Annotated in this window: 19 protein-coding genes; 1 reads left to right on the top strand and 18 read right to left on the bottom strand. The window is 49.7% G+C overall.

The annotated features are described in order from the left end of the window. Nucleotides 1–8: 8 nt before the first annotated feature. The 16 genes from rpsH to rpsJ form a co-directional block, all read right to left on the bottom strand. Nucleotides 9–401 carry a 30S ribosomal protein S8 gene (gene rpsH / locus LZ634_RS11150; RefSeq protein ID WP_003031127.1) on the bottom strand — a complete coding sequence of 131 codons (393 nt, stop codon included), beginning with the start codon at nt 399–401 and terminating at the stop codon, nt 9–11. Between the two features lie 30 nt (nt 402–431). Beyond that, nucleotides 432–737 (bottom strand): 30S ribosomal protein S14, encoded by a 306-nt coding sequence (gene rpsN, locus LZ634_RS11145; protein ID WP_064541637.1) that lies wholly within the window; start codon nt 735–737, stop codon nt 432–434. 14 nt (nt 738–751) lie between these two features. Then, nucleotides 752–1291 (bottom strand): 50S ribosomal protein L5, encoded by a 540-nt coding sequence (gene rplE / locus LZ634_RS11140; protein WP_003031123.1) that lies wholly within the window; start codon nt 1289–1291, stop codon nt 752–754. Between the two features lie 14 nt (nt 1292–1305). Beyond that, entirely contained in the window at nt 1306–1620 is a 315-nt protein-coding gene (rplX, locus tag LZ634_RS11135; RefSeq protein ID WP_003031122.1) for a 50S ribosomal protein L24, read from the bottom strand. 10 nt (nt 1621–1630) lie between these two features. After that, complete coding sequence (gene rplN / locus LZ634_RS11130; protein WP_000613954.1) at nt 1631–2002, bottom strand: 50S ribosomal protein L14; 372 nt, start codon at nt 2000–2002, stop codon at nt 1631–1633. A 163-nt stretch (nt 2003–2165) separates the two neighbouring features. Continuing rightward, nucleotides 2166–2420 (bottom strand): 30S ribosomal protein S17, encoded by a 255-nt coding sequence (gene rpsQ / locus LZ634_RS11125; RefSeq protein ID WP_234504971.1) that lies wholly within the window; start codon nt 2418–2420, stop codon nt 2166–2168. After that, nucleotides 2420–2611, bottom strand: a complete 192-nt coding sequence (gene rpmC, locus LZ634_RS11120) for a 50S ribosomal protein L29 (RefSeq protein ID WP_002919754.1) — start codon at nt 2609–2611, stop codon at nt 2420–2422. Before rpmC ends, rpsQ begins: the two co-directional genes overlap by 1 nt. Continuing rightward, nucleotides 2611–3021: a 50S ribosomal protein L16 gene (rplP, locus tag LZ634_RS11115; RefSeq protein ID WP_035894979.1), complete on the bottom strand. Its 411-nt coding sequence runs from the start codon at nt 3019–3021 to the stop codon at nt 2611–2613. The genes rpmC and rplP overlap by 1 nt, the downstream gene beginning before the upstream one ends. 12 nt (nt 3022–3033) lie before the next feature. Next, complete coding sequence (rpsC, locus tag LZ634_RS11110) at nt 3034–3735, bottom strand: 30S ribosomal protein S3 (protein ID WP_000529945.1); 702 nt, start codon at nt 3733–3735, stop codon at nt 3034–3036. Nucleotides 3736–3752: 17 nt separating this feature from the next. Continuing rightward, nucleotides 3753–4085: a 50S ribosomal protein L22 gene (gene rplV, locus LZ634_RS11105; RefSeq protein WP_062779443.1), complete on the bottom strand. Its 333-nt coding sequence runs from the start codon at nt 4083–4085 to the stop codon at nt 3753–3755. Nucleotides 4086–4099: 14 nt separating this feature from the next. Then, nucleotides 4100–4378, bottom strand: a complete 279-nt coding sequence (gene rpsS, locus LZ634_RS11100) for a 30S ribosomal protein S19 (protein ID WP_001138115.1) — start codon at nt 4376–4378, stop codon at nt 4100–4102. A gap of 16 nt (nt 4379–4394) precedes the next feature. Continuing rightward, on the bottom strand, nt 4395–5216 hold the full coding sequence (gene rplB / locus LZ634_RS11095; RefSeq protein ID WP_052284884.1) for a 50S ribosomal protein L2: 822 nt from the start codon (nt 5214–5216) through the stop codon (nt 4395–4397). A 17-nt stretch (nt 5217–5233) separates the two neighbouring features. After that, nucleotides 5234–5536: a 50S ribosomal protein L23 gene (gene rplW / locus LZ634_RS11090; RefSeq protein WP_052284883.1), complete on the bottom strand. Its 303-nt coding sequence runs from the start codon at nt 5534–5536 to the stop codon at nt 5234–5236. Then, nucleotides 5533–6138: a 50S ribosomal protein L4 gene (gene rplD, locus LZ634_RS11085; RefSeq protein ID WP_003031119.1), complete on the bottom strand. Its 606-nt coding sequence runs from the start codon at nt 6136–6138 to the stop codon at nt 5533–5535. The genes rplW and rplD overlap by 4 nt, the downstream gene beginning before the upstream one ends. Nucleotides 6139–6148: 10 nt before the next feature. Next, nucleotides 6149–6778 (bottom strand): 50S ribosomal protein L3, encoded by a 630-nt coding sequence (rplC, locus tag LZ634_RS11080; RefSeq protein WP_052284882.1) that lies wholly within the window; start codon nt 6776–6778, stop codon nt 6149–6151. A gap of 32 nt (nt 6779–6810) precedes the next feature. Beyond that, the gene (gene rpsJ, locus LZ634_RS11075) at nt 6811–7122 is read right to left on the bottom strand and encodes a 30S ribosomal protein S10 (RefSeq protein WP_001181005.1); all 312 of its coding nucleotides are present in this window, start codon (nt 7120–7122) and stop codon (nt 6811–6813) included. A gap of 379 nt (nt 7123–7501) precedes the next feature. Here rpsJ and LZ634_RS11070 point away from each other — a divergent pair, with 379 nt between their 5' ends. Then, a complete protein-coding gene (locus LZ634_RS11070) occupies nt 7502–7978 on the top strand; it encodes a prepilin peptidase (RefSeq protein WP_234504968.1) in 477 nt (158 codons plus the stop codon). On the opposite strand, the gene bfr is transcribed toward LZ634_RS11070, so the two are convergent. Together bfr and bfd are read right to left on the bottom strand one after the other, a co-directional pair. Further along, nucleotides 7962–8438, bottom strand: a complete 477-nt coding sequence (gene bfr, locus LZ634_RS11065) for a bacterioferritin (protein WP_234504966.1) — start codon at nt 8436–8438, stop codon at nt 7962–7964. The genes LZ634_RS11070 and bfr overlap by 17 nt on opposite strands. Nucleotides 8439–8510: 72 nt before the next feature. Continuing rightward, the gene (bfd, locus tag LZ634_RS11060) at nt 8511–8705 is read right to left on the bottom strand and encodes a bacterioferritin-associated ferredoxin (RefSeq protein WP_035894970.1); all 195 of its coding nucleotides are present in this window, start codon (nt 8703–8705) and stop codon (nt 8511–8513) included. Nucleotides 8706–8908: the final 203 nt, after the last annotated feature.

Raw genomic sequence — 8908 nt, 5'->3', positions numbered from 1 at the left:
TCCTCCGATTAGGCTACGTAGCAGATAATTTCGCCACCAAGACCAGCTTGGCGCGCTGCACGATCAGTCATAACACCTTTAGAGGTAGAAACAACTGCGATACCCATGCCAGCCATAACTTTTGGCAGCTCGTCTTTACGCTTATAAATGCGCAGACCTGGGCGACTGACACGCTGAATGCTTTCTACAACAGCTTTACCCTGGAAATACTTAAGAGTAAGTTCCAGTTCCGGCTTGGTGTCGCCTTCAACTTTAAAATCTTCAATAAAACCTTCTTCCTTCAGCACGTTGGCAATTGCCACTTTCAGCTTGGAGGAAGGCATGGTGACCGCAGCTTTATTCGCGGCCTGACCGTTACGGATACGGGTCAGCATATCCGCGATCGGATCTTGCATGCTCATCTGTCTTTACTCCCGTGATTCAATTGGTAATTACCAGCTAGCCTTTTTCAAGCCTGGTACTTCACCGCGCATTGCGGCTTCACGTAACTTGATACGGCTCAACCCGAACTTGCCCACATAGCCATGCGGACGACCTGTCTGGCGGCAGCGTTTACGCTGACGGGACGGGCTGGAATCACGCGGCAGAGACTGCAGCTTCAGAACTGCGTTCCAACGATCTTCGTCGGTCGCGTTCACATCAGAGATAATAGCTTTCAGTTCAGCGCGTTTTGCGAAGTACTTATCAGCTAAAGCTACGCGCTTAACTTCGCGTGCTTTCATTGATTGCTTAGCCATTCAGTAACCCTACCTTACTTGCGGAACGGGAAGTCAAAGGCAGCCAGCAGAGCACGGCCTTCTTCATCAGATTTCGCAGTAGTGGTAATGGTAATATCCAAACCACGCACGCGGTCGACTTTATCGTAGTCGATTTCTGGGAAGATGATCTGCTCACGGACACCCATGCTGTAGTTACCACGACCGTCGAAAGACTTAGCGGACAAGCCACGGAAGTCACGGATACGTGGAACAGCAATAGTGATCAGGCGCTCAAAGAACTCCCACATGCGTTCGCCACGCAGAGTTACTTTACAGCCGATCGGATAGCCCTGACGGATTTTGAAGCCTGCAACTGATTTGCGTGCTTTGGTGATCAACGGTTTTTGACCGGAGATTGCTGTCAGATCAGCTGCTGCGTTATCCAGCAGTTTCTTGTCAGCGATCGCTTCACCAACACCCATGTTCAGGGTGATCTTCTCGACCCGAGGGACTTGCATGACAGAATTGTAGTTAAACTCAGTCATGAGTTTAGCGACTACTTCGTCTTTGTAGTAATCATGCAGTTTCGCCATCGTACTACTCCAAATTACTTGATAGTTTCGCTGTTAGACTTGAAGAAACGGACTTTTTTGCCGTCTTCGAATCTAAAGCCTACACGGTCAGCCTTGCCGGTAGCCGCGTTGAAGATAGCAAGGTTAGAGATCTGAATAGCTGCTTCTTTCTCTACAATGCCGCCTGGTTGGTTCAGGGCCGGAACCGGCTTCTGATGTTTCTTAACCAGGTTGATACCTTCAACAATGACCTTGCCGGAAGACAGGACATTTTTTACTTTACCGCGTTTACCTTTATCTTTACCGGTTAACACGATAACTTCGTCATCACGACGGATCTTCGCTGCCATGATTCGCTCCTTAGAGTACTTCTGGTGCCAGAGAGATAATTTTCATGAACTTCTCGTTACGAAGTTCACGAGTTACCGGCCCAAAAATACGCGTACCGATAGGTTGCTCGCTGTTATTGTTTAAAATAACGCATGCATTACCATCGAAGCGAATGACAGAACCGTCCGGGCGACGAACACCCTTCTTGGTGCGCACCACTACCGCCTTCAGCACATCACCTTTTTTGACCTTACCACGTGGAATTGCTTCCTTGATGGTGATCTTGATGATGTCGCCTACGCCTGCGTAGCGACGGTGCGAGCCACCCAGAACCTTGATACACATTACGCGACGTGCACCGGAGTTGTCGGCGACGTTCAGCATAGTCTGTTCTTGGATCATTTTAGTGCTCCGCTAATGTCAACTACTACTGAGACCCGAAATCAGGTCATTATAAAGCCCCATATCGAGGGCGCGGCATTATAACACCGCTTAAACGATATGGGTAGAAAAAATAGACGGCCCATTACTGAGCCGTCTATTCGTATCGAGAACGAGTACTGTATTACAGAATCGCTTTCTCTACAACGCGAACCAGCGTCCAGGACTTAGTCTTGGACAGCGGACGGCATTCGCGGATTTCAACCACGTCGCCGATACCGCATTCGTTGTTCTCGTCATGTACGTGCAGTTTGGTCGTACGTTTGATGAATTTGCCGTATACCGGGTGTTTCACCATACGTTCGATAGCAACAACGATGGATTTTTCCATCTTGTCACTAACTACGCGACCTTGCAGAGTACGGATTTTATCGGTCATTACGCACCCGCCTTCTGAGTCAGTAAAGTCTTAACGCGTGCAACATCACGACGAACCTGCTTCAGCAGGTGAGTCTGTTGCAGCTGGCCGCTTGCAGCCTGCATGCGCAGGTTGAACTGCTCACGCAGCAGGTTCAGCAGCTCAGCGTTCAGCTCTTCAACGCTTTTTTCACGCAGCTCTTTTGCTTTCATTACATCACCGTCTTAGTTACAAAGGTGGTTTTGATCGGCAGTTTCGCTGCAGCGAGGCCGAATGCTTCACGGGCCAGCTCTTCCGGAACACCGTCCATTTCATACAGGACTTTACCCGGCTGAATCAAGGCAACCCAATACTCCACGTTACCTTTACCTTTACCCATACGCACTGCCAGCGGTTTCTCGGTGATCGGTTTGTCCGGGAATACACGGATCCAGATCTTACCTTGACGCTTAACTGCACGGGTCATTGCACGACGTGCTGCTTCGATCTGACGTGCAGTCAGACGACCACGGCCAACAGCTTTCAGGCCGAAGCTGCCGAAGCTAACATCCGTACCCTGCGCCAGACCACGGTTGCGGCCTTTGTGCACTTTACGGAATTTTGTACGCTTTGGTTGTAACATCAGCGACGCTCCTTATTTCCGGCCTTTACGCTGCTGCTTTTTAGGTTGAGCAGCCGGTTTTTCCGGTTGTTCAACAGCAGCCATACCACCCAGGATCTCACCTTTGAAGATCCATACCTTAACGCCAATTACACCATAAGTGGTGTGCGCTTCAGAGGTGTTGTAGTCGATGTCAGCACGCAGAGTGTGCAGAGGTACGCGACCTTCGCGGTACCATTCGGTACGTGCGATTTCCGCGCCGCCCAGACGGCCGCTAACTTCAACTTTGATACCTTTGGCGCCCAGACGCATTGCGTTCTGTACAGCACGCTTCATAGCACGACGGAACATAACGCGACGTTCCAGCTGAGAAGTGATGCTGTCAGCAACCAATTTTGCGTCCAGTTCAGGCTTACGAACTTCAGCGATATTGATCTGAGCAGGAACGCCAGCGATATCCGCTACGACCTTGCGCAGTTTTTCTACGTCTTCGCCTTTCTTACCGATTACGATGCCAGGACGAGCGGTGTGAATAGTCACACGGATGCTCTTAGCTGGACGCTCGATAACGATACGAGATACGGACGCCTTCGCCAGTTCCTTTGTCAGGTACTGACGTACTTTAAAATCGCTGTCCAGGTTGTCAGCGAATTCTTTGGTGTTCGCGAACCAGGTAGAGTTCCATGGTTTGACAATACCCAGGCGAATACCATTAGGATGTACTTTCTGACCCATTGCTAGTCTCCAGAGTCTCAGCGATCGGACACAACCACAGTAATGTGGCTGGTGCGCTTCAGGATGCGATCTGCACGACCTTTAGCACGCGGCATAATGCGCTTCATGCTTGGGCCTTCGTCTACGAAAATTTTCGTAACTTTCAGATCATCAATGTCAGCGCCATCGTTGTGTTCAGCGTTAGCAATGGCAGATTCCAGTACCTTCTTAACCAGTACAGCCGCTTTCTTATCGGTGTAGGTCAGAATATCCAGGGCCTGCGACACTTTCTTACCGCGAATCAGGTCTGCTACAAGGCGAACCTTCTGGGCAGAAGAGCGAGCATGGCGATGTTGAGCTAAAGTTTCCATCTCTTCCTCCTACCTTATTTCTTCTTCGCTTTTTTATCAGCAGCGTGGCCGCGATAAGTACGAGTCGGTGCGAATTCACCCAGTTTGTGACCAACCATTTCGTCGGAAACAAAGACTGGAACGTGCTGACGACCATTATGGACAGCGATGGTCAAACCGATCATGTTAGGAAAGATCGTTGAACGACGGGACCAAGTGCGCAGGGGCTTCTTGTCTCCGCTTTCCACCGCTTTCTCTACCTTCTTCAGCAAGTGCAGGTCAATAAAAGGACCTTTCTTGAGAGAACGTGGCATGGCTTATCCTCTAAAATTATTTGCTACGGCGACGTACGATGAATTTATCAGTACGCTTGTTGCTGCGGGTCTTCTTACCTTTGGTCTGCAGGCCCCATGGGGAAACCGGATGCTTACCAAAGTTACGACCTTCACCACCACCATGTGGGTGATCGACTGGGTTCATCGCAGTACCGCGAACGGTAGGACGAACACCACGCCAGCGTGCAGCACCTGCTTTACCCAGAACGCGCAGCATATGCTCAGCATTGCCAACTTCGCCCATGGTTGCACGGCAGTCTGCTTCGACTTTACGCATTTCACCAGAACGCAGACGCAGGGTGACATAAGCACCATCGCGAGCAACGATCTGAACGTAAGTACCAGCGGAACGTGCCAGCTGACCGCCTTTACCTGGTTTCATTTCTACGTTATGAACGGTAGAACCAACCGGGATATTGCGCATCGGCAGGGTGTTACCTGCTTTGATTGCAGCATCAACGCCAGACTGAATCTGGTCGCCAGCTTTCAGGCCTTTAGGGGCCAGAATGTAACGGCGCTCGCCATCTTTGTACAGAACCAGCGCGATGTTCGCGGAACGGTTCGGATCGTACTCAAGACGCTCAACAACAGCTGGGATACCATCTTTGTTGCGTTTGAAGTCAACAATACGGTAAGCCTGCTTGTGACCACCACCAATGTGACGAGTGGTGATGCGGCCATTGTTGTTACGACCACCGGATTTGCTGTTTTTTTCAACCAGCGGAGCAAAAGGTTTGCCCTTGTGCAGCTCTGGGTTGACCACTTTAACAACGTGGCGACGACCCGGAGATGTCGGTTTACATTTAACAACTGCCATTGTATTACTCCTCCGACTTACTCAGCGCCGCCGACGAAGTCCAGATTCTGGCCTTCCTTCAGGGTGACGTAAGCTTTTTTCCAGTCGCTACGACGACCGATACGCTGTCCGTGACGTTTAACTTTCCCTTTAACTACCAGGGTGTTAACGACTTCGACTTCGACTTCAAACAGTTTCTGCACAGCAGCTTTGATTTCTGCTTTGGTCGCGTCTTTAGCAACTTTGAGAACGATGGTATTTGTTTTTTCCATCGCAGAAGACGCTTTTTCAGAAACGTGCGGTGCGCGCAGCACCTTCAGCAGACGTTCTTCACGAATCATGCCAGCATCTCCTCAACTTGCTTAACAGCATCAGCAGTCATTACGACTTTGTCGAAGGCGATCAGGCTAACCGGGTCGATACCAGTTGCATCGCGTACGTCAACCTTGTGCAGGTTGCGCGCAGCCAGGAACAGGTTTTCGTCCAGCTCACCGGTGATGATCAACACATCTTCCAGAGCCATGTCTTTCAGTTTCTGTGCCAGCAGCTTAGTTTTAGGCGCTTCAACAGAGAATGATTCGACAACGATCAGACGATCCTGACGTACCAGTTCGGACAGAATGCTTTTCAGCGCGCCGCGGTACATCTTTTTGTTAACTTTTTGACTGTGGTCCTGTGGACGAGCAGCGAAGGTCACGCCACCTGAACGCCAGATCGGGCTCTTGATAGAACCTGAACGCGCACGGCCGGTACCTTTCTGGCGCCATGGCTTTTTGCCTGAACCAGTTACTTCAGCACGAGTCTTCTGAGCACGAGTACCCTGACGAGCACCGGCTGCATAAGCAACAACAACCTGGTGAACCAGCGCTTCGTTGAAATCACGACCGAAGGTAGTTTCGGAAACAGTCAGCGCGCTCTGCGCGTCTTTCAATACTAATTCCATTGCTATCCCCTTACGCCTTCACAGCTGGTTTAACGATCAGGTCGCAACCGGTCGCACCCGGAACACCACCTTTAACCAGCAGCAGGTTGCGCTCAGCGTCAACGCGTACTACGTCCAGGCTCTGAACAGTGACGCGTTCGTTGCCCAGCTGACCTGCCATTTTCTTGCCTTTAAACACTTTACCCGGAGTCTGGTTCTGACCGATAGAACCCGGAACGCGGTGAGACAAGGAGTTACCGTGAGTAGCGTCCTGGGTACGGAAGTTCCAGCGCTTAACGGTACCAGCGAAACCTTTACCTTTAGAGGTACCGGTTACGTCAACTTTTTTAACGTCTGCAAACAGTTCAACGCTAATGTTCTGACCAACGGTGTATTCTTCACCATCTGCCAGACGGAACTCCCACAGGCCGCGGCCAGCTTCTACGCCAGCTTTAGCAAAGTGGCCAGCTTCCGGCTTGGTTACACGGTTAGCTTTTTTAGCACCAGTGGTAACCTGAACAGCGCGGTAGCCATCGTTAGCCAGATCTTTGATCTGAGTAACGCGGTTTGCTTCGACTTCGATTACGGTTACTGGGATAGAGACGCCATCTTCAGTGAAGATGCGGGTCATACCCACTTTTTTACCGACTAAACCAATCATTGTATCAACCTCTCAATCGCTCGATGACCTGATTAACCCAGGCTGATCTGCACGTCTACACCGGCAGCCAGGTCCAGACGCATCAGAGCATCAACGGTTTTTTCAGTTGGCTCAACGATGTCAACCAGACGCTTGTGAGTGCGAATTTCGTACTGATCACGCGCGTCTTTGTTAACGTGCGGGGAGATCAGAACGGTAAAGCGCTCTTTGCGGGTCGGCAGCGGGATCGGACCACGAACCTGCGCACCAGTGCGCTTGGCAGTCTCGACGATTTCCGCGGTTGATTGATCGATCAGACGATGATCAAACGCTTTCAAACGGATACGGATTCTTTGGTTCTGCATGAGACCAGAGCTCCAATTATTTTATAGACGAAATAGTTACTCCTCAAACCCATTACGATTGATGGGAGAGTGTAACCGTTCTTACAGAGTTCCCCGATTGGGAACATTGTCTGGTATCGCTTTCGCAGTACCGGTGGCTCATATCGAACCGCTGTCAATATTAGACAAGCCCGCGCATTATACACAAATAGCCAAACGAAGCAAGTCGTGTTTAGAAATTACCCACTCTGGACTGCGAGTGAATGCCCAGGCTGACAGGAACTGGCTGTAACCCTCATTAATAGTCTGGATACAGCACCGCATAATGAGCATGTTCTCTTTGCTCCCCCTCCCCTGCGACCGGCACACTGCTTTCGGGTCCCACTATGACAATCAACCAATGGATATCTACGCACTACCTTTCTACTCCCTCTACATAGCCTTCAACGGCTTGCTTTGTTGGCATGATATGCGGACAGGGCTATTACCGGACCGTTTCACTTGCCCTCTGCTATGGTCAGGTCTGTTGTTTCACCTGTGTCTGTTGCCATCTCAAATCAGCTACGCGCTTTGGGGAGCCATTGCCGGCTACGGCATAATGGCATTGCTTTATTGGGGGTACAGGGCGGTTCGTCACCGGGAAGGATTAGGCTATGGGGATGTGAAGTATCTGGCGGCACTCGGGGCGTGGCACAGTTGGCAGCAGCTGCCGTTACTGATGCTGGTAGCTACCGGTCTAGCCTGTGCATTCATTTTGGGTAAAGCGGTATGCTATCGAACAATAGCAGAAATGAAAAACCCACTACCATTTGGTCCATTTATGGGGGCAGCGGGTTTAATTCTGGCGGGCGTACCGGCTTTTAATCTGCAACTTTAATCTGCGATTGCAGGTAGTTCTGCAGGCCGATTTTACCGATAAGATCGAGTTCAGTTTCCAGCCAGTCGATATGATGTTCTTCTTCGGTGAGGATGGCGATCAGCATATCGCGGCTCACATAATCATGAACGCTATCAGCATAGGCGATTGCTTCGCGAAGATCTTTGGCACCTTCAAGTTCCAGCTTGAGGTCAGACTGCAGCATTTCTTCGACATCTTCGCCGATATGCAGTTTGCCGAGATCCTGCAGGTTGGGGATCCCTTCAAGAAAAAGAATACGCTCGATGTATTGATCGGCGTGCTTCATTTCATCAATGGATTCGTGATACTCGATATCATTGAGGCGCATCAGGCCCCAGTTTTTGAACATTCTCGCATGGAGAAAGTATTGATTGATTGCGACAAGCTCATTTCCCAATAATTTATTGAGATAATTTATAATCTTAACATCACCTTTCATTATATAGACCCTCCGCTTCCACTAATTGAAGCGTAGAACGGGCTACCGGGATGTCAAAAAAAGAAATTGAGGTCAGGCAATCTCTTTGAACTCGGGCATTTGCATTAATTCGTCTTCCATCACTTCTCGTGCGGCGCGAACACATTTACCACATTGATTTCCAATAGGAATACATTTTCTTAATTGCTGAAAAGACTGCGGATGAAATTGGCGCACCGCCTGGCGAATTTTTTTATCGCTGACGCCATTACACAAGCAAACGTACATAACCACTCCCGTTCAATTTCTGAACAAAGTGTAAGTGAGAATAATTATGATTACAATAGCCACCCGCGAATTGATGCATAAAATAAGACAGCAAATTGTGCTGAATATAAATGCTGAGTCTTTTTCTAAAAAGCAAAAAGGGTGCCGAAGCACCCTTTTTAAGCTCAAAACTAATTATTAAATAATTAGCTCATTACTTTAGC

It is taken from the genome of Kluyvera intermedia, assembly GCF_021440345.1.
Classification (GTDB): domain Bacteria; phylum Pseudomonadota; class Gammaproteobacteria; order Enterobacterales; family Enterobacteriaceae; genus Kluyvera; species Kluyvera intermedia_A.
Note: the sequence above shows the minus strand (reverse complement) of the source record. Positions and strands in the feature narration are given on the sequence as shown.

Bases quoted from the DNA above. Each gene is read 5' to 3' on its own strand.
- rpsH (WP_003031127.1), bottom strand. From the start codon at position 401: ATGAGCATGCAAGATCCGATCGCGGATATGCTGACCCGTATCCGTAAC.
- rpsN (WP_064541637.1), bottom strand. From the start codon at position 737: ATGGCTAAGCAATCAATGAAAGCACGCGAAGTTAAGCGCGTAGCTTTA.
- rplE (WP_003031123.1), bottom strand. From the start codon at position 1,291: ATGGCGAAACTGCATGATTACTACAAAGACGAAGTAGTCGCTAAACTC.
- rplX (WP_003031122.1), bottom strand. From the start codon at position 1,620: ATGGCAGCGAAGATCCGTCGTGATGACGAAGTTATCGTGTTAACCGGT.
- rplN (WP_000613954.1), bottom strand. From the start codon at position 2,002: ATGATCCAAGAACAGACTATGCTGAACGTCGCCGACAACTCCGGTGCA.
- rpsQ (WP_234504971.1), bottom strand. From the start codon at position 2,420: ATGACCGATAAAATCCGTACTCTGCAAGGTCGCGTAGTTAGTGACAAG.
- rpmC (WP_002919754.1), bottom strand. From the start codon at position 2,611: ATGAAAGCAAAAGAGCTGCGTGAAAAAAGCGTTGAAGAGCTGAACGCT.
- rplP (WP_035894979.1), bottom strand. From the start codon at position 3,021: ATGTTACAACCAAAGCGTACAAAATTCCGTAAAGTGCACAAAGGCCGC.
- rpsC (WP_000529945.1), bottom strand. From the start codon at position 3,735: ATGGGTCAGAAAGTACATCCTAATGGTATTCGCCTGGGTATTGTCAAA.
- rplV (WP_062779443.1), bottom strand. From the start codon at position 4,085: ATGGAAACTTTAGCTCAACATCGCCATGCTCGCTCTTCTGCCCAGAAG.
- rpsS (WP_001138115.1), bottom strand. From the start codon at position 4,378: ATGCCACGTTCTCTCAAGAAAGGTCCTTTTATTGACCTGCACTTGCTG.
- rplB (WP_052284884.1), bottom strand. From the start codon at position 5,216: ATGGCAGTTGTTAAATGTAAACCGACATCTCCGGGTCGTCGCCACGTT.
- rplW (WP_052284883.1), bottom strand. From the start codon at position 5,536: ATGATTCGTGAAGAACGTCTGCTGAAGGTGCTGCGCGCACCGCACGTT.
- rplD (WP_003031119.1), bottom strand. From the start codon at position 6,138: ATGGAATTAGTATTGAAAGACGCGCAGAGCGCGCTGACTGTTTCCGAA.
- rplC (WP_052284882.1), bottom strand. From the start codon at position 6,778: ATGATTGGTTTAGTCGGTAAAAAAGTGGGTATGACCCGCATCTTCACT.
- rpsJ (WP_001181005.1), bottom strand. From the start codon at position 7,122: ATGCAGAACCAAAGAATCCGTATCCGTTTGAAAGCGTTTGATCATCGT.
- LZ634_RS11070 (WP_234504968.1), top strand. From the start codon at position 7,502: ATGGATATCTACGCACTACCTTTCTACTCCCTCTACATAGCCTTCAAC.
- bfr (WP_234504966.1), bottom strand. From the start codon at position 8,438: ATGAAAGGTGATGTTAAGATTATAAATTATCTCAATAAATTATTGGGA.
- bfd (WP_035894970.1), bottom strand. From the start codon at position 8,705: ATGTACGTTTGCTTGTGTAATGGCGTCAGCGATAAAAAAATTCGCCAG.